Origin of the sequence: Streptomyces sp. TLI_185, from assembly GCF_003814765.1 — a bacterium.
GTDB lineage: Bacteria > Actinomycetota > Actinomycetes > Streptomycetales > Streptomycetaceae > Streptomyces.
The window spans coordinates 7,646,118-7,667,705 of record NZ_RKRB01000001.1; the positions used below are offsets into that span (position 1 = coordinate 7,646,118).

General features: G+C 67.5%; 14 protein-coding genes and 1 pseudogene. 13 read left to right on the forward strand and 2 right to left on the reverse strand.

Features of this window, described 5'->3' with window-relative positions; all coding sequences use genetic code 11:
- The first annotated feature begins 296 nt into the window (after nucleotides 1-296).
- The 4 genes and pseudogenes from acnA to EDD92_RS35320 all read left to right on the forward strand — a co-directional run bounded on the left by acnA (nucleotide 297) and on the right by EDD92_RS35320 (nucleotide 4,384).
- Nucleotides 297-3,014, forward strand: coding sequence for an aconitate hydratase AcnA (gene acnA, locus EDD92_RS35305; protein WP_123968043.1), 2,718 nt, complete (start codon nucleotides 297-299; stop codon nucleotides 3,012-3,014).
- A gap of 145 nt (nucleotides 3,015-3,159) precedes the next feature.
- A pseudogene (locus EDD92_RS51535) lies at nucleotides 3,160-3,351 on the forward strand (DNA-binding response regulator); the annotation flags it as partial.
- Nucleotides 3,352-3,358: 7 nt separating this feature from the next.
- Nucleotides 3,359-3,709 (forward strand): sensor histidine kinase, encoded by a 351-nt coding sequence (locus EDD92_RS35315; protein WP_399185499.1) that lies wholly within the window; start codon nucleotides 3,359-3,361, stop codon nucleotides 3,707-3,709.
- Nucleotides 3,710-3,784: 75 nt separating this feature from the next.
- The gene (locus EDD92_RS35320; RefSeq protein ID WP_123968045.1) at nucleotides 3,785-4,384 is read left to right on the forward strand and encodes an HD domain-containing protein; all 600 of its coding nucleotides are present in this window, start codon (nucleotides 3,785-3,787) and stop codon (nucleotides 4,382-4,384) included.
- Between the two features lie 10 nt (nucleotides 4,385-4,394).
- Here EDD92_RS35320 and EDD92_RS35325 read toward each other — a convergent pair whose 3' ends face one another.
- Complete coding sequence (locus tag EDD92_RS35325; protein WP_123968046.1) at nucleotides 4,395-4,997, reverse strand: Uma2 family endonuclease; 603 nt, start codon at nucleotides 4,995-4,997, stop codon at nucleotides 4,395-4,397.
- Between the two features lie 336 nt (nucleotides 4,998-5,333).
- Between EDD92_RS35325 and EDD92_RS35330 the strand changes: the two genes are divergently transcribed.
- On the forward strand, nucleotides 5,334-6,407 hold the full coding sequence (locus tag EDD92_RS35330) for a lytic polysaccharide monooxygenase (protein ID WP_123970691.1): 1,074 nt from the start codon (nucleotides 5,334-5,336) through the stop codon (nucleotides 6,405-6,407).
- A gap of 210 nt (nucleotides 6,408-6,617) precedes the next feature.
- Here the strand turns inward: EDD92_RS35330 and EDD92_RS35335 are convergent, their stop codons facing one another.
- Nucleotides 6,618-10,364: a GH92 family glycosyl hydrolase gene (locus tag EDD92_RS35335; RefSeq protein ID WP_123970692.1), complete on the reverse strand. Its 3,747-nt coding sequence runs from the start codon at nucleotides 10,362-10,364 to the stop codon at nucleotides 6,618-6,620.
- A 436-nt stretch (nucleotides 10,365-10,800) separates the two neighbouring features.
- Between EDD92_RS35335 and ngcE the strand changes: the two genes are divergently transcribed.
- The 8 genes from ngcE (at nucleotide 10,801) to dxs (ending at nucleotide 21,473) form a co-directional block, all read left to right on the forward strand.
- Nucleotides 10,801-12,255 carry an N-acetylglucosamine/diacetylchitobiose ABC transporter substrate-binding protein gene (gene ngcE / locus EDD92_RS35340; RefSeq protein ID WP_123968047.1) on the forward strand — a complete coding sequence of 485 codons (1,455 nt, stop codon included), beginning with the start codon at nucleotides 10,801-10,803 and terminating at the stop codon, nucleotides 12,253-12,255.
- A gap of 137 nt (nucleotides 12,256-12,392) precedes the next feature.
- A complete protein-coding gene (locus EDD92_RS35345; protein WP_030939790.1) occupies nucleotides 12,393-13,319 on the forward strand; it encodes a carbohydrate ABC transporter permease in 927 nt (308 codons plus the stop codon).
- A gap of 4 nt (nucleotides 13,320-13,323) precedes the next feature.
- Nucleotides 13,324-14,247: a carbohydrate ABC transporter permease gene (locus tag EDD92_RS35350; protein ID WP_123968048.1), complete on the forward strand. Its 924-nt coding sequence runs from the start codon at nucleotides 13,324-13,326 to the stop codon at nucleotides 14,245-14,247.
- A gap of 204 nt (nucleotides 14,248-14,451) precedes the next feature.
- The gene (locus EDD92_RS35355) at nucleotides 14,452-15,651 is read left to right on the forward strand and encodes an ROK family transcriptional regulator (protein ID WP_123968049.1); all 1,200 of its coding nucleotides are present in this window, start codon (nucleotides 14,452-14,454) and stop codon (nucleotides 15,649-15,651) included.
- 133 nt (nucleotides 15,652-15,784) lie between these two features.
- A complete protein-coding gene (locus tag EDD92_RS35360) occupies nucleotides 15,785-16,876 on the forward strand; it encodes a sugar ABC transporter substrate-binding protein (protein ID WP_123968050.1) in 1,092 nt (363 codons plus the stop codon).
- A gap of 248 nt (nucleotides 16,877-17,124) precedes the next feature.
- Nucleotides 17,125-17,916, forward strand: coding sequence for an ATP-binding cassette domain-containing protein (locus EDD92_RS35365; RefSeq protein ID WP_123968051.1), 792 nt, complete (start codon nucleotides 17,125-17,127; stop codon nucleotides 17,914-17,916).
- Nucleotides 17,913-19,232 (forward strand): sugar ABC transporter permease, encoded by a 1,320-nt coding sequence (locus EDD92_RS35370; protein WP_123968052.1) that lies wholly within the window; start codon nucleotides 17,913-17,915, stop codon nucleotides 19,230-19,232. The genes EDD92_RS35365 and EDD92_RS35370 overlap by 4 nt, the downstream gene beginning before the upstream one ends.
- Before the next feature lie 276 nt (nucleotides 19,233-19,508).
- Nucleotides 19,509-21,473 (forward strand): 1-deoxy-D-xylulose-5-phosphate synthase, encoded by a 1,965-nt coding sequence (dxs, locus tag EDD92_RS35375; protein WP_123968053.1) that lies wholly within the window; start codon nucleotides 19,509-19,511, stop codon nucleotides 21,471-21,473.
- Nucleotides 21,474-21,588 lie beyond the last annotated feature (115 nt).

Genomic DNA, 21,588 nt, shown 5'->3' on the forward strand with positions numbered 1-21,588 from the left:
GCGCCCGCGCCATATATCCCCTTTTGTCAGATAATCGCCTGGCGGGGTCGGTCGCGCGAGCGCGGCGGGCGGAGTCGGCGGGGCGCAGTTGCAGGGAGGCCGGGCATGACCATCCCGGCCCCATGTACTAGAGTTATCTCGACATCGAGATATCTACCGAGGAGCACCGCAGCCGCACGTCGCCATCGAGTCCGACGGTAAGGGTTACCTAACTTAGCCTTACCTTAGCGGATCGGCCGAGATGCCGTGGCGGCAGGATCGTGGTGAGTACGCGCACATCAATGAAGGAGACTGTCGTGTCGGCGAACAGCTTCGACGCCCGCAGCACGCTGCAGGTGGGCGACGAGTCGTACGAGATCTTCCGGCTGGACAAGGTGGAGGGCTCGGCCCGACTGCCGTACAGCCTCAAGGTCCTGCTGGAGAACCTGCTCCGCACGGAGGACGGCGCGAACATCACCGCCGACCACATCCGCGCCCTCGGCGGCTGGGACTCCCAGGCGCAGCCCAGCCAGGAGATCCAGTTCACGCCCGCCCGTGTGATCATGCAGGACTTCACCGGCGTGCCCTGTGTCGTGGACCTCGCCACCATGCGTGAGGCCGTCAAGGAGCTCGGCGGCGACCCGGCGAAGGTCAACCCGCTCTCCCCGGCCGAGCTGGTCATCGACCACTCCGTCATCGCCGACAAGTTCGGCACCAACGAGGCCTTCGCGCAGAACGTCGAGCTGGAGTACGGCCGCAACCGCGAGCGCTACCAGTTCCTGCGCTGGGGCCAGACCGCCTTCGACGACTTCAAGGTCGTCCCGCCCGGTACCGGCATCGTCCACCAGGTCAACATCGAGCACCTCGCGCGTACCGTCATGGTCCGTAACGGCCAGGCCTACCCCGACACCCTGGTCGGCACCGACTCGCACACCACGATGGTCAACGGCCTCGGTGTCCTTGGCTGGGGCGTCGGCGGCATCGAGGCCGAGGCCGCGATGCTCGGCCAGCCGGTCTCCATGCTCATCCCGCGCGTCGTCGGCTTCAAGCTCACCGGTGAGCTCACGCCCGGCACCACCGCCACCGACCTCGTGCTGACCATCACCGAGATGCTCCGCAAGCACGGCGTCGTCGGCAAGTTCGTCGAGTTCTACGGCGAGGGCGTGGCCGCCACCTCCCTCGCCAACCGCGCCACCATCGGCAACATGTCGCCGGAGTTCGGCTCCACCGCCGCGATCTTCCCGATCGACGACGAGACCATCAAGTACCTGAAGCTCACCGGCCGCTCCGAGCAGCAGCTCGCGCTCGTCGAGGCGTACGCCAAGGAGCAGGGCCTCTGGCTGGACCCGAAGGCCGAGCCGGACTTCTCCGAGAAGCTCGAGCTGGACCTGTCCACGGTCGTCCCGTCGATCGCCGGCCCGAAGCGCCCGCAGGACCGCATCGTCCTCGCGAACGCCGCCGAGCAGTTCAAGCAGGACGTCCGCAACTACGTCGACACCGTGGACGAGGCGGGCCAGGAGTCCTTCCCGGCCTCCGACGCCCCGGCCATCCACCCCAATGGCGCCCCGTCCAACCCGGTCACCGTGACCGCCCCCGACGGTTCGACGTACGAGATCGACCACGGTGCTGTGACGGTCGCGGCCATCACCTCCTGCACCAACACCTCCAACCCGTACGTCATGGTCGCCGCCGCGCTCGTCGCGAAGAAGGCCGTGGAGAAGGGCCTGACCCGCAAGCCGTGGGTCAAGACCACCCTCGCCCCGGGTTCGAAGGTCGTCACCGACTACTTCGACAAGGCGGGTCTGACCCCGTACCTGGACAAGGTCGGCTTCAACCTCGTCGGCTACGGCTGCACCACCTGCATCGGCAACTCCGGCCCGCTGCCGGAGGAGGTCTCCAAGGCCGTCAACGACCACGACCTCGCGGTCACCTCGGTCCTCTCCGGCAACCGGAACTTCGAGGGCCGTATCAACCCCGACGTCAAGATGAACTACCTGGCCTCCCCGCCGCTGGTCGTCGCGTACGCCCTCGCCGGGTCCATGAAGGTGGACATCACCAAGGACGCCCTGGGCATCGACCAGGACGGCAACCCGGTCTTCCTGAAGGACATCTGGCCCTCCGAGGCCGAGGTCAACGACGTCGTGGCCAACGCCATCGGCGAGGACATGTTCAACAAGTCCTACCAGGACGTCTTCGCGGGCGACGCCCAGTGGCAGGCGCTGCCGATCCCGACCGGCAACACCTTCGAGTGGGACGCCGAGTCGACGTACGTCCGCAAGCCCCCGTACTTCGAGGGCATGACGATGGAGACCACCCCGGTCTCCGACATCACGGGCGCCCGCGTCCTCGCCAAGCTGGGCGACTCGGTCACCACCGACCACATCTCCCCGGCCGGTGCGATCAAGGCCGACACCCCGGCCGGCAAGTACCTCACGGAGCACGGCGTCGAGCGCCGCGACTTCAACAGCTACGGCTCCCGCCGCGGCAACCACGAGGTCATGATCCGCGGTACGTTCGCCAACATCCGCCTGCGCAACCAGATCGCGCCGGGCACCGAGGGCGGCTACACCCGCGACTTCACCCAGGCCGACGCCCCGGTGTCGTTCATCTACGACGCCTCGCGCAACTACATCGAGCAGGGCATCCCGCTGGTCGTCCTGGCCGGCAAGGAGTACGGCTCCGGCTCGTCCCGCGACTGGGCGGCCAAGGGCACCGCGCTCCTCGGCGTCAAGGCCGTCATCGCCGAGTCGTACGAGCGCATCCACCGCTCGAACCTCATCGGCATGGGCGTCCTGCCGCTGCAGTTCCCGGAGGGTGCGAACGCCGAGTCCCTCGGTCTGACCGGCGAGGAGACCTTCTCCTTCGCGGGCGTCGAGGAGCTCAACAACGGCACCACGCCGCGCACCGTCAAGGTCACCACCGACACCGGTGTCGAGTTCGACGCGGTCGTCCGCATCGACACCCCCGGTGAGGCCGACTACTACCGCAACGGCGGCATCATGCAGTACGTGCTGCGCAGCCTGATCCGCAAGTAAGCGGCGCAGCAAGGCAGTTGAGGGCCGCATCCCCGGTACGCCGGGGGTGCGGCCCTCGCCGCGTCCATGCCGGGAGAGCCCAGGTCATCACCCACCCTCAGGTGGAACACAGGGTTCCCTCAGCGGACCGGGACAGTATCGAGACATGTCAGGCATCTCCGCGTCCCGAACCGGCCGGGTCCGCGTCCTCATCGTCGACGACGAACCCGCGCTCACCGAAGTGCTGTCCGTCGCCGTCACCGAGGCGGGCCGGCGGCCCTACCCGGCCGCCGACGGGCACAGCGCGTTGCGGATCGCCCGCGGCTGCGCCCCGCACGCCGTCGTGCTCGACGGGATTGGCCAACCTGCTGGCCAACGCCCGTGTGCACACGCCCGCGGGCACGACGGTGGTCGTGGAGGTGGAGGCGACGCCGGAACGGTGTGTCGTCCGGGTGCGGGACGACGGGCCCGGCATTCCGGCCGAATTGCTCCCGAGGATTTTCGAGCGGTTCACCCGCGCGGACATGTCCCGTACCCGGGCGCCGGGGGCGGACGGCGGGTCGGGGCTGGGGCTGGCGATGGTGGAGTCCATCGTCTCGGCGCACGGCGGCCGCAGCGAGGTGCAGAGCGCCCCGGGGCGCACCGAGTTCACCATCGAGCTACCGCCGGTGGGCGTCGCGTCCGTGGAACAGACAAGAGCCGTTGCCTCCAGGTGACAACTCGATCACGCACTTCACCGGCGACATGGAACACTGGCAGGGGCGTGTTGACGTCGGAACGAGGTGCGGAAGATGGGCAGCGGGTTACTCGGACGCGCACTCCATGACCGCGGTGACCCGCCCCTGCGCCCTCTGCCCGACCAAGTGGCCCAGCTTCTGCGCGACTTGGACGCGCCGCCCCGCCTGGCGGCCCATCTCAGAGCCGTCCACGACGTGACGCACCAACTCCTGGACTGGATGGCGCGGGAGCATCCGTCGATCCGACTGGACCGCGATGCGACGCTGTTCGGGGCGGCCACGCACGACATCGGCAAGACGGCGCACCCCGCCGAGCTGTCGGGCCCCGGCTCGTCTCACGAGGCCGCCGGGCGGGAGCTGTTGCTGGCCCATGGCACAGCCCCGGCGTTGGCCCGGTTCGCGGCGACGCACGCCACCTGGAGCCGGCCGGACGTCGACCTCGAAGATCTGCTGGTGAGCGTCGCCGACAAGATCTGGAAGGGCAAGCGGGTCCAGGAGCTGGAGGACATGGTCGTCGCGCGTCTCGCGGAAGCGAGCGGACGGACGGTCTGGGAAGAGTTCCTGTCCTTTGACGACCTGCTCACGGCCATCGGCCAGGACGCCGACGCGCGATTGGCCTTCCAGGCGGCGTATCCGGTGGAGCGAGTGCGCTGAGCCGGCGGGATCAGAAGCCGAGGAGTGCGTCGAGGTCGATCTCGATGGGAAACGGCAGCTCGGTGACCAGCTTGTCGTGGTGCACCGGATGCGACGGCGCGGGAAAATACGAGAGAGTGTCCGCGTTGAGCCAGTACTCGTGCACCGCCGGCTTCTGGTCCCGGTCCAGTTCCACGCGCCAGTAGTAGGGGACCTTGCTCGCGGAGAAGAGCGCGGGCTTGCGTACACGGTCGTCCTGGCGGGAGCCGGGGGAGACGACTTCCACGACGAGCGACACCTTCCCTACCGGGACACACTCGAGCTCGAAGAAGTCCAGCTTCCGTGGATCGAAGACGATCACGTCGGGCTTGGGCGTGTTCTGGTCATCGACCATGACGCATTGCTCGGCCACGACCTTGTACCGCTCTGTGTGCGCCGCCTTCAGGGCAGCCACAATCTCGTCCCGCACCAGGTTGTGCCAGATCTTGGTCTGTCCTCGAACCACGATCCGTCCGTCCACGAGTTCCCAGTCGAAGGGCAGCTCCAAGTGCTTGACCTGGTCGAAGGTCCAGCCGTCGGCCGGCGGGAACATCCAGGTGTCCTCGGTGGCCCGTCCCTGCTGGGGTGTGGTCATCACTGCTCCCATGGACGCCAGTGCGGACGCCGATACGCGGCATGATCGTACGTACGAAGGTACCGCCACCCGAAGCGGATGGGGGTACCTCCCAGGCCCTTGAGGCACTGGGGGAGCCACGGCGCACGGTTGACGCGCGTCGCACCCCCGCCACGCCATACGGCCCCCGCGCCCCCCGTTTACAACTGACCCAACCAGCGCTATTTTCCCCCACACGCGGGGTGGGAGCGCTCCCATATGGCGACGGACCGGAACCCGCCGCCCTCGGGCCGCTCCCACCCCGCCCATACCTGCACACCCGCAACCACCCGGCCGTACCCGAAGGGCTCGGATGTCATGATCATGACAAAAAGGCGCCGACCGGCGCGCCGATCAACCACCAGGGCTCTCTTCTTCGTCCTCGTCTCGCTCCTCGCCGCCATCCCCGCCTTCGCCCTCGTCGTCACGGCAGGCGGCAAGGCGGAAGCCCACGGCACTCCCATGAAACCCGGCAGCCGCACCTTCCTCTGCTGGCAGGACGGCCTCACCAGCACCGGTGAGATCAAGCCGATCAACCCGGCCTGCAAGGCGGCCCAACAGGTCAGCGGCACCACGCCGTTCTACAACTGGTTCTCCGTGCTGCGCTCCGACGGCGCCGGCCGCACCCGCGGCTTCGTCCCGGACGGCCAGCTGTGCAGCGGCGGCAACCCCAACTTCACGGGCTTCAACCTCCCGCGCAACGACTGGCCGCTCACCCATCTGACCTCGGGCGCGACCGTCGACTTCTCGTACAACGCCTGGGCGGCGCACCCGGGTTGGTTCCACGTCTACATCACCAAGGACGGCTTCGACCCGACCAAGCCCCTCACCTGGGACGACATCGAGGACAAGCCCTTCCTCAGCGTCGACCACCCACCCCTCAACGGCACCCCGGGCACGGTCGAGGCCAACTACTCCTGGACGGGGCAGCTGCCCGCCACCAAGTCGGGCCGCCACATCATCTACATGGTCTGGCAGCGCTCGGACAGCGCGGAGACCTTCTACTCCTGCTCCGACGTCGTCTTCGACGGCGGCAACGGCGAGGTCACGGGCATCCACGACCCCGGCAACCCGACCGACCCCGTACCGGGCAAGTGCGAGGCCGTCCGCAGGACCACCAACAGCTGGAGCGGCGGCTACCAGTCCGAGGTGACCGTCACCAACACCGGCGACGTCCCGATGCTGGGCTGGATGGTCGACTGGACGCTGCCGAGCGGCCAGAAGGTCGACAGTCTGTGGAACGGCAACGCGACCTACGACGGCCAGGACGTGATGGTCCACAACGCCGACTGGAACGGCTCGCTGGATCCGGGGAAGAGCACGACCTTCGGATACGTCGTCGCGGGCGGCGGCGGTGACCCGGCGACGAGCCTGCCCTGCCGGGTCGGCTGAACGGCCGCTCAGGGCGGACCCGGTGGTGGTGGGTCGTTCCACCGGGTCCGCGAGCCGGTGCAGGCCGGGGGAGTACCTGCCCGGGGGGTGCTGGCTTGGGGCGACACCAAGTGCGACGACAACGTTGTCGCATCGCCTGCACCAAACCCTACCGCCTCAACCGACAACGCTGTCAAACCAGTTGACGCGGACAAGCCCCAATACGACCGCTCAGGCCAGCAGTTCGACCTCCGACATCACCGCCTCGCCGTCCAGGACCAGCCGGTACTTCCCGTACGTTCCCGGGGACCCCACGGTGAACGCGCGTGTCTGCCGGTCCCATGGGAAGGACTCGCCGGACCGCTTGTCGAGGGTCTGCCAGGTAGTGCCGTCGTCGTCCGAGCCCTGGAGCGTCCAGCCCGTCGGTGCCTTCGTGTGGTCGGCGGACGAAGTCACCGTGTACTGAAGGCCCTTGACCGGTCCGGAGACCGGCAGGTCCACGGAGGTGACCGTCGCGTCCGTCGCCGACGTGTTGTCGAACAGCGGCCCAACACCCTTCAGTACGTCCGCTCGCGGCGTCGGCACCTTGTCGTCCTGGGTGATCGACACGGGCGCCGCGTTCCTGCCGGTGCCCCAGGAGGAGGGCTTCGAGCTCATGTCGAACTCCAGGACCCCGCCCTGTGAGAGCAGCGAGTGCGGAAGCGAAGTCGACGTCCATGTACGGCCGTTGACCCGCAGTCCCTGCACGTACACGTTCCTCGTGCTGTTCCTCGGTGCCTTGACGACCAGGTCCTCGCCGTTCTCCAGATGCACCGTCGCCTTCTTGAACAGCGGGGATCCGACGGCGTACTCGCCGCTGCCCATCACCAGCGGGTAGAAGCCGAGCGCGGAGAAGAGATACCAGGCCGACTGCTCGCCGTTGTCCTCGTCGCCGTGGTAGCCCTGCCCGATCTCGCTGCCGGTGTAGAGCCGCGAGAGCACCTCGCGGACGTTCTTCTGCGCCTTGTAGGGCTGCCCGGCCGCGTCGTACATGTAGATCACGTGGTGCGCGACCTGGTTGGAGTGCCCGTACATGCCCAGCCGGACGTCCCTCGCCTCCGTCATCTCGTGGATGACACCGCCGTACGAGCCGACGAAGTCGGGCGAGGCCGTCTCGGGGGTGGCGAAGTACTCGTCCAGCTTGTCTGCGAGCTTGCCTCGGCCGCCGTAAAGGTTGGCGAGGCCCCGGCTGTCCTGCGGGGCGGTGAAGGCGTAGCCCCAGCCGTTGGTCTCCGTGTAGTCGTAACCCCACACCCGCGGGTCGTACTTGGCGGAGTCCACGCGCCAGTCGCCCTTGTCGTCCTTCCCCTGGAAGAAGCCGGCCTTGGAATCGAAGAGATTCACATAGTCCTGGGCGCGGTTGAGGAAGTACTCCGACTCCTCCTTGTAGTGCTTCTCGCCCGTCTTCTTGTAGAGCGCCTGGCCCATCTTCGCGATGCCGTAGTCGTTGTTGTAGCCCTCCATCGCCCACGACAGGCCCTCGTGGGTGTCGGTGCTGGTGTAGCCGAGGAACGGGGACGTCGACATCCCCTTGCGGCCCACACCGGACGCCGGGGGCACGACCGTCGCGTTCTTCAGGGCCGCGTCGTACGCCGCCTTCGCGTCGAAGTCCACGCCCTTGACGTACGCGTCCGCGAAGGCCACGTCCGAGGAGGTGCCGGTCATCAGGTCCGCATAGCCGGGGGAGGACCAGCGAGAGGTCCAGCCGCCGTCCTTGTACTGCTGCACGAACCCGTCGACCATCTCGCCCGCCTGAGAGGGCGTCAGGAAGGAGTACGCCGGCCAGGTCGTCCGATAGGTGTCCCAGAAGCCGTTGTTGACGTACACCTTGCCGTCCACGATCTTCGCACCGGTGTGCGTCGGGGTGTCCGGGCCCGGCATCGGCGAGAACGGGGAGGCGTACTGGTACTTCGAACCCACCTTCTCGAAACCGGAGTTGGGGTACAGGTACAGCCGGTACATGCTGGAGTACAGCGTCGTCAGCTGGTCCGGCGTCGCGCCCTCGACCTCGACCTTGCCGAGCAGCTTGTCCCAGGTGCGCTGGGCGCGGCTCTTGACCGTGTCGAAGGACGTGCCGTCCGGGATCTCCTGGCGGAGGTTGTCCTTGGCCTGGTCGACGCTGATCAGCGAGGTGGCGAGCCGGAGGGTGACCGTGTGGTCGTCACCCGCGTCGAAGCGCAGGAACCCCTTGACCCCGCTCGACGACCCGTCCGTCACGGGCTTGTCGAAGACGCCGTAGACGAAGAGCCGGGTCGCGCCCGTCGACAGCCCGGACTTCACGTCCGAGTAGCCGGTGACGATGCCGTTCTCCTTGTCGAGCGTGAGCCCCGCCTGCTCCGTCACATTGTCGAAGATCACGCTCGCGTCGTCGCCGGGATACGTGAACCGGAGCGCCGCCGCATGGTCGGTCGGCGTCATCTCGGCCTTCAGGCCGTTCTCGAACCGCACCCCGTAGTAGTACGGCCGCGCGGTCTCGTTCTCGTGCCGGAACGCCAGCTCACGCGCCTCCCGCCCGGTGTCCGGCGTACCGGACGCGGCGGACGGCATCACCTGGAAGGTCTGCCGGTCACCCATCCACGGGCTCGGCTCGTGGCTCGCGCTGAACGCCTGGATCGTCGGCAGGTTGTCGTCGTTGTTCGCACGCGCGTAGTCGTACAGCCAGCTCAGCGAGGACGCGTTGGTCACCGGCGTCCAGAAGTTGAAGCCGTGCGGCAGGGCGGTCGCGGGGAAGTTGTTGCCGCGGGAGAACCCTCCGCTGGAGTTGGTGCCGCGGGTGGTCAGCGCGTAGTCGGACAGGTGGGCCTTGGGCGGCTCGGGCGCGACCGGCTTGATCGCGATGTCGTCCAGCCAGCCGCGGAACTTCGCCGGGCCCTTGGGGGAGTCGTACGCCACCAGGATCCGGTCGACCGTCTTTCCGGCCGCGACCGACCCGATCCGCGCGGCCACGTTGTTCCACTGGTTGACGTAGAGGGCCTTCGAGGCGCCCTGGCCCTGCGGTGACAGCGTGAACCCGTGCTGGTCCGTCGCGCCCAGATCGCTCAGGTAGGAGCCGTCCGTGAAGGCGAGGTCCACCGACACGTTCGTGGCGTCGTAGTCGCGGTCCCCGTCCGCCATCGACGGGAAGATCCGGTACGAGAGCCGCGTGTCCCGGCCGACGGCCACGTTCACGTCGAAGACCTTGTTGTACGAGTACGCCCGCCCGTCGGCGGTGTGCCGTCCGGCGTAACGCAGAGCCCTCTTTCCGGTGAACCCGGCGCCCGCCTTCGCGGTGGGCGAACCGCTCGGGCCGCGGTCGACCAGCGAGAGCATGTCCTGCGGGACCGGACCGCCGCTGCCGCCCGTGGAGAACTGCACGTCGGCCAGTTGCAGGATGTCGTCCGCGCCGTTGTTCTTCGTGATGTCGAGCCGGAAGTGCTGGTACTCGGCCGGCTCGGCGAGGTCGTACGACTTGGTCTGGAAGCGCTCGGAGAAGGACTCGCCGGAGCGGGTGTCGACGGTCTTCCAGTCCTTGCCGTCCGTGGAGCCCTGCAGGGTCCAGTCCCTCGGGTCGCGCTCGGCGAAGTCGTTGGCCGAGGTGAGCGCGTACGTCACCAGCTTGATCGGCTTGTCCAGGTCGAACTCCACCCAGCCGGTGGGATCGAAGGTCAGCCACTTGGTGCCGGACTCGCCGTCGACGAGGTTCTCCTTCACCTCACCGCCGTCCGTGTTCTCGGCACTGGCGCGCACGTCCGTGACATGGTCGGTCACGTTGCCCGGGATGCCGGTGCTGTAGCCACCGTCGACGCCGGAGGCCCGCTTGCTGCCGTCAGCCGCGGTGTCGACGGTGTTGAGCCAGTCGGGTGCCGGATCGCCCGCCTCGAAGGAGGAGGCGAACTCCCGGTCGGCCTTGGGTGGCGCGCCGGGCAGGGCGACCGCTGCCCCCTGCGAGCCCACCGCCATGACAAAGGCGGCCGTGATCACGACCGCCGGACTCCATCTGTGCCATCTGTGCCGAGCTCTGTGCCGCATACGCCGACACCCTCCCTGCGCTCATGGACAACGTTGTCAACTGCGATGCGCAGAGACCAGTAGTGGACCAAGTGCTCAGTGATGTCAAGGGTGTTGGCTGTGGCATTCGGGGCGTATGTCGCGGATTTTTCCGGCAAGGTGGCCACAGGCGTCTCATATTTCCTGGAGGTCTCAACTCGGATAAGACCATTGGCCAACCTTGCATTCGATCTTGCTCCGTTGGCGGGAAGTGGACTATACCTGTCGGCGATTCACCCGATCCGTTCTGCACCATCCGCACTTCCTGCACGACCCTGCTGAACCTGACCGCGGTGCCGGGGAGGATCCGGTTCACCGCCTGAGTCCTGGAGAAGGCGAGGACTTGAGCATGGGATCCACTTCCGCCGAGAACAACGGCAGCGCGGGTGTCGGCCGCCGCGATCTGATCAAGCGGTCTGCCGCGCTCGGACTGATCTCGGTACCGACGATGAGCTTCCTGTCGGCCTGCGCGAGCAGTGGCGGCGACGACAACGGGAGCAAGGCCAAGGCGGGCAAGAAGACCGCCAAGAACCCGCTGGGTGTGAACGACACCGCGGGCATGGAGTTCGTCCTGTTCGACGGCGGCTTCGGCAAGGAGTACGCCCAGGACGCCGTGAAGATCTACGAGAAGAACTTCCCCAAGGTGAAGGTGAAGTTCTCCGCCACCCAGAAGATCCAGTCCACGCTCCAGCCCCGCTTCAACCAGGGCACCCCGCCGGACCTCATCGACAACTCCGGCGCCGAGCAGATGGACATGGGCGTCCTGGTCGGCAAGAAGCAGCTCGCCGACCTCACCCCGCTCCTTGACGCCCCGTCCTACGACGACCCGAACAAGAAGGTCCGCGACACGCTGCGCCCCGGCATCGTGGAGATGGGCCAGTTCGACGGCGACCCGGTCTGGATCATGTACTACGCCTACACGGTGTACGGCGTCTGGTACTCGCAGAAGGCGCTGGACTCGCTCGACGCCCAGTACCCGAAGACCTGGGACGAGATGCTCGCCGTGTGCGAGAAGGCCAAGAAGAAGGGCATGGCGGGCTGGACGTACGCGGGCAAGTACCCGTACTACATCCCCTTCTCGCTCTACCCGATGATCGGCAAGGTCGGCGGCCGGGAGGTCCTCGACGCCATCGACAACCTCGAGCCGAACGCCTGGAAGCATCCGGCCGTCAAGGCGTGTTTCGACGCCTACTACGAGCTCTACAAGAAGGGCTACATCCTCAAGGGCACCCCCGGCCTCGACCACATCCAGTCGCAGACCGCGTGGGCCAAGGGCAAGGCGCTGTTCATCCCGAACGGCTCCTGGGTGGAGAACGAGTCGGCGAACGTCATCCCCGCCGACTTCAACCTGGCGGTCTCCGCGCCCACCGGCATCGACAGCTCCGACAAGATGCCCTTCGGTACCATCTGGGCCTCCGGCGGCGAGCCCTTCATCGTCCCGGCCAAGGCGAAGAACCCCGAGGGCGGCATGGAGCAGCTGCGCATCATGCTCAGCGAGGCCTCCTCGAAGAACTTCACCACCAAGGTCAAGTCGCTGACCGCGTTCAACGGCGGCACCACCGGGATCTCCCTGACCCCGGGTCTCAAGTCCGGAGTCGCGGCGCTGAAGCTGGCCGGGGACAACGTGCTGAATCCGCGCCTCCAGGACTGGTATGTCCAGTTGCAGAAGGAGCAGATTGGTGTGGCGGGCCTCGGCGAGATGATGGCCGGCCGTATCACCCCGGCCGAAGCCATCAAGAAGATCCAGGGCTTCGCCGACGCGGCCGCCAAGGACACGTCGATCAAGCACTACAAGCACCAGTGAGGGTCCGTCACAGGGCCTGTCCGGCGGATCAGGCCGGCTGCAGGAGACTGCTCGTCTCGGCCGCCCCGCGACGCCGGCATGATCCGCCGGCCAGGCCCTGGGCGGCAGCACCCGCCCAGAGATCGGGGTAGGTAGTAATGCAGCACGGCAAGTACCGGTTCATCGTGGGGTTTCTGGCGCTGCCCCTGGGGCTGTATGCGCTGTTCGTCGTCTGGCCGTTCATCCAGTCCATCTACTACTCGTTCACGGACTGGACCGGCCTGAGCCCCGAATTCAAGATGGTCGGCTTCGACAATTACAAAAGGATGCTCGACGACGAGATCTTCTGGAAGTCGTTGCAGCACAGCCTGCTGTTCGCGTTGGTGCTGCCGGTGGTGACGATCAGTCTGGCGTTGTTCTTCGCATTCATGATCAATGTGGGCGGACGGAGACGGCGGGGCGGCCCGGTGATCTCCGGCGTCCGCGGTTCGTCCTTCTACAAGATCGTCTACTTCTTCCCGCAGGTGCTCTCGATCGCGATCGTCGCCCTGCTGTTCGCCTTCGCGTACAACCCGGACAGCGGCGCGATCAACTCCCTGCTGCGCGGGATCGGGCTCGACAGTGTCCAGCCGCTCTGGCTGGGCGACCCGAGCCTGGCCCTGTGGTGCGTGATGGCGGTGCTCGTCTGGTCCTCGGTCGGCTTCTTCGTGGTCCTCTTCTCCGCCGGTATGGCCTCCATTCCGGCGGACCTGTACGAGGCCGCACTGCTGGACGGGGCGAACCGCGTCAGCACGTTCTTCCGGATCACCCTGCCGCTGCTGTGGGACACCGTGCAGTCCGGCTGGGTCTACATGGGCATCCTCGCCCTGGGTGCCGAGTCGTTCGCGGTCGTACAGATCATGACGACCGGGCCCGGCGGTCCCGACTACTCGACCACCGTCATGGTCCTGTACGTGTACCAGAAGGCGTTCCGGGACGGACAGGCCGCCTACGCGACCACCATCGGCGTCGCCCTGCTCATCGTCACGCTGGCCTTCGCGGCAATCGTGATGCGGCTGGGCCGGCGCGAGCGGCTGGAGTACTGATCAGATGAAGACGACCGATACCCCCGCCTCCGTACCGGCCGGCTCCGGTGCCTCCGTCTCCAAGGTCGACGTGCCGTCCACGGCGCCCGCCAAGGAGAAGAAGGAGGGCAACGTCCTCAACGTCTTCTCCCACGGGATGCTCGTCCTGTGGGCGTTCATGGTCGTCATGCCGCTGCTGTGGGCCGTGATGACGTCCTTCAAGGACGACAACTCCATCTTCAGCTCGCCCTGGGCGCTGCCGGACAAGCTGCACTTCGACAACTGGGCGCGGGCCTGGACCGACGCCAACATGAGCGACTACTTCCTCAACACCATTCTGGTGGTGGGCGGTTCGCTCATCGGCACGCTGGTGCTGGGTTCGATGGCGGCGTACGTGCTCGCCCGGTTCGACTTCCCGGGCAACCGCTTCATCTACTACCTCTTCATCGGTGGCATGAGCTTCCCGATCATGCTGGCGCTGGTCCCGTTGTTCTACGTCGTGAACAACATGGGTCTCCTGAACACCATCCACGGTCTGATCCTGGTCTACATCGCCTACTCGCTGCCGTTCACGGTCTTCTTCCTGACCGCGTTCTTCCGCACCCTGCCGACCTCTGTCGCGGAGGCGGCCTTCGTCGACGGGGCCTCGCACAGCCGGACGTTCTTCCAGATCATGCTGCCGATGGCCAAGCCAGGCCTGATCAGCGTGGGGATCTTCAACTTCCTCGGGCAGTGGAACCAGTACATGCTGCCGACGGTGCTCAACACCGACCCGGACAAGCGCGTGCTCACCCAGGGGCTGGTGCAGCTGGCGGCCAGCCAGGGGTACAAGGGCGACTGGTCCGGGCTCTTCGCCGGCCTGGTAATGGCGATGCTGCCGGTGCTGGCGGCGTACATCATCTTCCAGCGGCAGGTGGTGCAGGGGCTGACGGCGGGCGCGCTGAAGTAGCGCTCCGACGCCCGGCGTGCGCGCCGTACCCCGGATCCCGGGGGACGGCGCGCACACGTCTGTCTGCGTGCGTCCGTGTGTGTTCAAGCCCCCGGAAACAGTTCAACCTCTTGACGGGAGGCGACCCGAACGGCTCAGCTTAGAGTTCACTAGTTGGACATAGACGGGGCCTCATTGAAGCGGTCCCGCGCGCAGGAGGTCGTCGTGGAGACTCCGGGGTCGCAGTCGTCACTGCACCGAGCCAACCTGGAGCGGGTCGTACGGGCCGTCCGGCTGGCCGGGTCACTCACGCAGGCGGAGATCGCGAGGACCACAGGGCTGTCCGCGGCAACGGTCTCCAACATCGTCCGCGAGCTCAAGGACAGCGGAACGGTCGAGGTCACGCCCACATCGGCGGGCGGCCGAAGAGCCCGCAGCGTCTCCCTCAGCGGTGACGCCGGGATCGTCATCGGCGTGGACTTCGGGCACACGCATTTGCGCGTCGCGGTCGGGAACCTCGCCCACCAGGTGCTGGCCGAGGAGTCCGAGCCGCTGGACGTGGACGCCTCCTCGGCGCAGGGCTTCGACCGGGCGGAAGAGCTGGTCAATCGCCTGATTGCAGCAACCGGTGTCGACCGGTCCAAAGTCGCGGGCGTGGGCCTCGGCGTGCCCGGCCCGATCGACGTCGAGTCCGGCACCCTCGGCTCGTCCGCGATCCTTCCCGGCTGGGCCGGTACCAAGCCCGCCGAGGAGCTGCGGGGGCGGCTCGGCGTGCCCGTGCACGTGGACAACGACGCCAACCTCGGCGCCCTCGGCGAGCTGGTCTGGGGCAGTGGCCGGGGGGTCAGGGACCTGGCGTACATCAAGGTCGCGAGCGGTGTCGGCGCAGGTCTGGTGATCGACGGGAAGATCTACCGGGGACCCGGCGGCACCGCAGGAGAAATCGGACATATTACACTCGATGAATCCGGCCCCGTCTGCCGCTGCGGAAACCGGGGATGCCTGGAAACCTTTGCGGCAGCACGCTATGTGCTTCCGTTGCTCCAGCCGAGCCACGGCACCGACCTGACCATGGAAGGCGTCGTGCGGCTGGCCAGGGACGGAGACCCGGGCTGCCGTCGGGTGATCGCCGACGTCGGCCGTCACATCGGTTCTGGAGTCGCCAATCTCTGCAATCTGCTGAACCCGAGCCGGGTGGTCCTGGGCGGTGATCTCGCCGAGGCCGGTGAGCTGCTGCTCGGGCCCATCAGGGAGTCTGTCGGCCGCTACGCCATCCCCAGTGCAGCGCGTCAACTGTCCGTTCTCCCGGGGGCACTTGGGGGCCGTGCGGAGGTGCTCGGAGCGCTCGCTCTCGCACTCAGCGAGATGGGCGATTCGACCCTTTTGGACGGCACCTTGTCCACCGCGACACCTGCCTTCACTTAGAGAACGCATGACGCCGTTGCCATCTCGTTAAGTATTTACTTCTTGACGTCGCACGTGTGGCCGAGTTGACTTCCAGCCACCTCGGCCGCAGCGTTGCGGCCCTGTCAGGGAGGCACCCCCAATGAACGCAACGATGCGTAAAGTCGTGATCGGCACGGCTGCGGTTTCGATGGCACTGTCCATGGCCGCCTGCGGCAAGGCCGGTGACAAGAAGGACGACTCCGGCAGCTCGAGCTCCGGCGGCACCAAGGCCTCGATCGGCCTGCTTCTTCCCGACAACACGCAGACCCGCTACGAGCAGTTCGACCGGCCGCTGTTCGAGGCCAAGGTCAAGGCCCTGTGTTCGGACTGCTCGGTGCAGTACGCCAACGCCAACGCTGACGCCGCCAAGCAGGCGCAGCAGGTCAGCAGCATGATCACCAAGGGTGTCAAGGTCATCGTGATCAGCGCCCAGGACTCCGCGGCCATCAAGTCCTCCATCCAGACCGCGGTGAACAAGGGCATCAAGGTCGTCGCGTACGACCGCCTCGCGCAGGGCCCGGTCTCCGCGTACATCTCCTTCGACAACGTCAAGGTCGGCGAGCTGCAGGGCCAGGCGCTGCTCACCTCGCTGGGCTCCAAGGCGACCAAGAGCTCCAAGGTCGTCATGATCAACGGTGACGACGCCGACCCGAACGCCGCGCAGTTCAAGAAGGGCGCGCACCAGGCCCTCGACGGCAAGGTCAACATCGCCTACGAGCAGTCCGGTCTGTGGAAGGACACCGTGGCCGCCCAGAAGATGTCCGCGGCCATCACCCAGCTCGGGGCCAAGAACATCGCCGGCGTCTACTCCGCCAACGACAGCATGGCCGGTGGCATCGCCAACACCCTGAAGGGCGCGGGCATCGCCGGTATCCCGCTGACCGGTCAGGACGCGGAGCTCGCCGCCATCCAGCGCATCCTCGCGGGCAGCCAGTCGAGCACCGTCTACAAGGCCTACAAGCCGGAGGCCGAGGGCGCCGCGACGCTCGCCGTCGACCTGGCCCAGGGCAAGAGCATCTCCTCCCTCGCCACCACGACGCTGACCAGCGGCTCCGGCGACAAGGTGCCCTCCCAGCTGCTGACCCCGGTCTCGGTCACCAAGGACAACATCAAGGACACGGTCGTCAAGGACGGTCTGTACACCGTCCAGCAGATCTGCACCTCCGCCTACGCCAAGGCCTGCGCGGCCGCCGGCCTCAAGTAGGCGAGTACCCGAGTGACTGCCCGGACCCCTGGGCAGTCACCCGAGCCGCGACCGCCCAGCGGTCCCGCGAAGCCTGTCCGGCGCCCGCCCCGGCCTTCATACCCCGCTACCGGGACGGGCGCCGGACGGAACCGTTGCCAAGGGCAGCGGATTCGCGCATGTTCATCCTGTAAACCTCGTGCGTTTTCGCACATCCCTCCGCGCACTACCCCAAGCGCGGCATCCCCGCCGGTCAGGCGGCGAAGGAGATGGTTCACGTGTCCGCTACGCCCGTGCTGGCGTTGCGCGGAGTCTCCAAGCGATTCGGTGCGGTCCAGGCCCTCACCGATGTCGAACTGGAGGTCCACGCCGGAGAAGTCGTCGCTTTGGTCGGCGACAACGGCGCAGGGAAGTCGACCCTGGTCAAGACGATCGCAGGTGTCCACCCCATCGATGACGGCGTCATCGAGTGGGAGGGCCGGCCGGTCAGCATCAACAAGCCGCACGACGCCCAGGGACTCGGCGTCGCGACCGTCTACCAGGACCTCGCCCTGTGCGACAACCTTGACGTGGTCGGCAACCTCTACCTCGGACGCGAGCTGCTGCACCGTGGTGTCATCGACGAGGTGTCGATGGAGAAGAAGGCCCGGGAGCTGCTGAGCACGCTCTCCATCCGCATCCCGAGCGTGCGCATCCCGATCGCGAGCCTCTCCGGTGGCCAGCGCCAGGTCGTCGCCATCGCCCGCGCCCTGATCGGCGAGCCCAAGGTCGTCATCCTCGACGAGCCCACCGCCGCCCTCGGCGTCGAGCAGACGGCCCAGGTCCTCGACCTCGTCGAGCGGCTGCGCGAGCAGAACCTCGCCGTCATCCTCATCAGCCACAACATGGCCGACGTGAAGGCCGTCGCGGACACCGTCGCCGTCCTTCGCCTGGGCAGGAACAACGGTTCCTTCCCCGTGAAGGACACCAGTCACGAAGAGATCATCGCCGCGATCACCGGAGCCACGGACAACGCCGTGACCCGTCGTGCGGGGCGTCGCAGCACGGAGGCGGCACAGTGAGCGACACGTCCAAGGTTTCCAAGACGGACACCGCACCGGAGCAGGGGACCGCGGCCCCGGCCGACGACCCGACGGCAGCCGGTGTCGCCGTCGTCGACCCGCGACTGCTGGTCCGTGAAGAGGGCCTCAAGGGCTACCTCACCGAGTTCAAGCGCAAGGTGAAGGGCGGCGAGCTGGGCTCGCTGCCGGTCGTCATCGGCCTGATCATCATCTGGACGATCTTCCAGCTGAAGAACGACCGTTTCCTCAGCGCCGACAACCTCTCCAACATCAGCTACTACCTGTCGGCCACCGGCATGCTCGCCATCGGCCTGGTGTTCGTGCTGCTGCTCGGCGAGATCGACCTCTCCGTCGGCTCTGTCAGCGGCCTGGCCTCGACGATCTTCGCCGTGTTCGTGGTCGAGCACGGGATGAACGACTGGCTCGCTCTGGTCCTGACGATCCTGACCGGTATCGGCATCGGTGCACTGCACGGCTTCTTCTTCGCGAGGATCGGCGTGCCGGCCTTCGTGGTGACACTCGCCGGCTTCCTGGGCTGGAACGGTCTGATGCTGTGGCTGCTGGGCTCCAGCGGCACCATCAACATCCCGGCCGACACCGGCCCCGTGCACCTCTTCGGCCAGAACTCCTTCTTCATGGACCAGGCCATCATCGGTGCCTATCTGCTGGCCGGCCTCGGTGTCCTCCTGTCCCTCGTGGGCCAGTTCAACGAGCAGCGCCGCCGCCGGGCCGCCGGGGTGCCCTTCCGTCCCACCAGCGAGATTCTGGTGCGCGTCGTCCTGCTCGGTGCGGCGTCCTTCGTGGCCGCGGCCGTGCTGAACAACGCCGCCGGTGTCTCCAACGCCCTGGTGATCTTCCTCGCCTGCCTCGTGGTCGTCGACTTCGTGCTGCGGCGCACCACCTACGGCCGGAAGGTGTTCGCGGTCGGCGGTGGCATCGAGGCGGCCCGCCGTGCCGGTATCAGCGTGCCCATGGTCCGCATCACCGTGTTCGCCATCTCCGGCATGTTCGCTGCGATCGGCGGCATGTTCTTCGCCGGCCAGACCGCGAGCGCGACGCTGACCGCCGGTGGCGGCAACACCCTGATGCTCGCCATCGCCGCTGCGGTCATCGGCGGTACGAGCCTGTTCGGCGGCCGGGGTTCGGTCTGGTCCGCCCTGCTGGGCATGCTGGTCATCCAGTCGATCCAGACCGGTCTTGACCTGCTCAACATGAACACGTCCATCCAGTACATGATCACGGGTGCGGTTCTGCTCGGTGCGGTTGTTATTGACTCCGTCTCTCGTCGTAGTCAGAAGGCTGCGGGTCGCGCGTAGCGCGGTCGCGCCATGGCGGTGCGGGGGATCTGCGGGTGCCGGCCGATTGTGGCTGGTTGCGCAGTTCCCCGCGCCCCTGGAGGGCGCCTGTGGCGACCCTCCCCCATATCTGTGCCCGGTACCAATGGCGGTGCCGGGCACAGTCATGTCATAGGGCCGGCGGATCTTGGGTACAGCCGATCGCGTGACCTATCACGCACTGCCCGGGCGTCGGCCGCACAGGCGGAACATTAGACTCGACAAGCCCGGCAACAGCTCTACTGCAAGGAGGCACGGGTGCCGCTGCTGACCCGCATCAGGGGACCGCGCGATCTGGACCGGCTCAGCCTGGAGCAGCTGGACCAGCTGGCAGAGGAGATCCGGACCTTCCTCGTCGACGCCGTCTCCAAGACCGGCGGCCACCTCGGCCCCAACCTGGGCGTCGTCGAGCTCACCATCGCCCTGCACCGCGTCTTCGACTCCCCGAAGGACAAGGTGCTGTGGGACACGGGCCACCAGTCCTACGTGCACAAACTGCTCACCGGCCGCCAGGACTTCGCGAAGCTGAAGCAGAAGGGCGGTCTGTCCGGCTACCCCTCGCAGGCCGAGTCCGAGCACGACGTCATCGAGAACAGCCACGCCTCCACGGTGCTCGGCTGGGCCGACGGCCTCGCCAAGGCCAACCAGATCCTGGAGCGCGACGACCACGTGGTCGCCGTGATCGGTGACGGCGCGCTGACCGGCGGCATGGCCTGGGAGGCCCTCAACAACATCGCCGACGCCAAGGACCGCCCCCTCGTCATCGTCGTCAACGACAACGAGCGCTCGTACGCCCCGACCATCGGCGGCCTGGCGAACCACCTCGCGACTCTTCGTACGACCGACGGGTACGAGCGGTTCCTGGCCCGCGGCAAGGACCTGCTGGAGCGCACGCCCGTCGTCGGCAGGCCGCTCTACGAGACCCTGCACGGGGCGAAGAAGGGCCTCAAGGACTTCATCGCGCCGCAGGGCATGTTCGAGGACCTCGGCCTGAAGTACGTCGGTCCCATCGACGGTCACGACATCGAGGCCCTGGAGTCCGCCCTCGCGCGCGCCAAGCGCTTCGGCGGCCCCGTCATCGTCCACTGCCTCACCGAGAAGGGCCGCGGCTACCAGCCCGCCCTCCAGGACGAGGCCGACCGCTTCCACGGCATCGGCCCCATCCACCCCGACACCGGCCTGCCCGTCAAGGCCTCCGGCGCCGACTGGACCTCCGTCTTCGGCGACGAGATGGTCCGCCTCGGCCAGGAGCGCAAGGACATCGTCGCCATCACCGCGGCGATGCTGCAGCCGGTCGGCCTGAAGAAGTTCGCGGACGCCTTCCCGAAGCGGATCTACGACGTCGGCATCGCCGAGCAGCACGCGGCCGTCTCCGCGGCGGGCCTCGCCACCGGCGGGCTGCACCCCGTCTTCGCCGTCTACGCCACCTTCCTCAACCGCGCCTTCGACCAGGTCCTGATGGACGTCGCCCTGCACAAGTGCGGTGTCACCTTCGTCCTGGACCGGGCCGGCATCACCGGCACCGACGGCGCCTCCCACAACGGCATGTGGGACATGTCGATCCTGCAGGTCGTGCCCGGACTCAGGCTCGCCGCCCCGCGCGACGCCGACCAGGTGCGGGCGCAGCTGCGGGAGGCCGTCGAGGTCAAGGACGCGCCGACCGTGGTGCGCTTCTCCAAGGGCGCCGTCGGCCCCGCCGTGGCCGCCGTGGGACGGGTGGGCGGCATGGACGTCCTGCGTGAGCCGGGGACGGACACGCCGGACGTGCTGCTCGTCTCCGTGGGTGCCCTGGCTCCCATGTGCCTGGAGATCGCCTCCCTGCTCGACAAGCAGGGCATCTCCACCACCGTCGTCGACCCGCGCTGGGTCAAGCCCGTCGACGAGGCCATGGCGCCCCTCGCGGAGCGGCACCGCGTGGTCGTCACCGTCGAGGACAACTCACGGGTCGGCGGCGTCGGTTCGTCGATCGCGCAGGCCCTGCGCGACGCGGGCGTCGACGTACCGCTGCGCGACTTCGGCATCCCGCCGCGCTTCCTCGACCACGCCTCCCGCGCCGAGGTCATGACGGAGATCGGGCTCACGGCACCCGACATCGCCCGCCAGGTCACCGGCCTCGTGTCCAGGCTCGACGGCCTCCCCCACTCTCGGCTTCGCTCGAGCGGGGGGACCCCCACCAACCGTGAGGAGGCGGAGGTCGACTCGGTGGAGCCCGCGCGCGATTGACCAGCCCGAGACGACCGGATGGGCCGCTTTCACCACCGCGAAGGGTGGTGAAAGCGGCCCATCTGCGTGAATCCGCCCGCGCCGGGGCATACGCAGTACGCCCCCTCTCGATCAT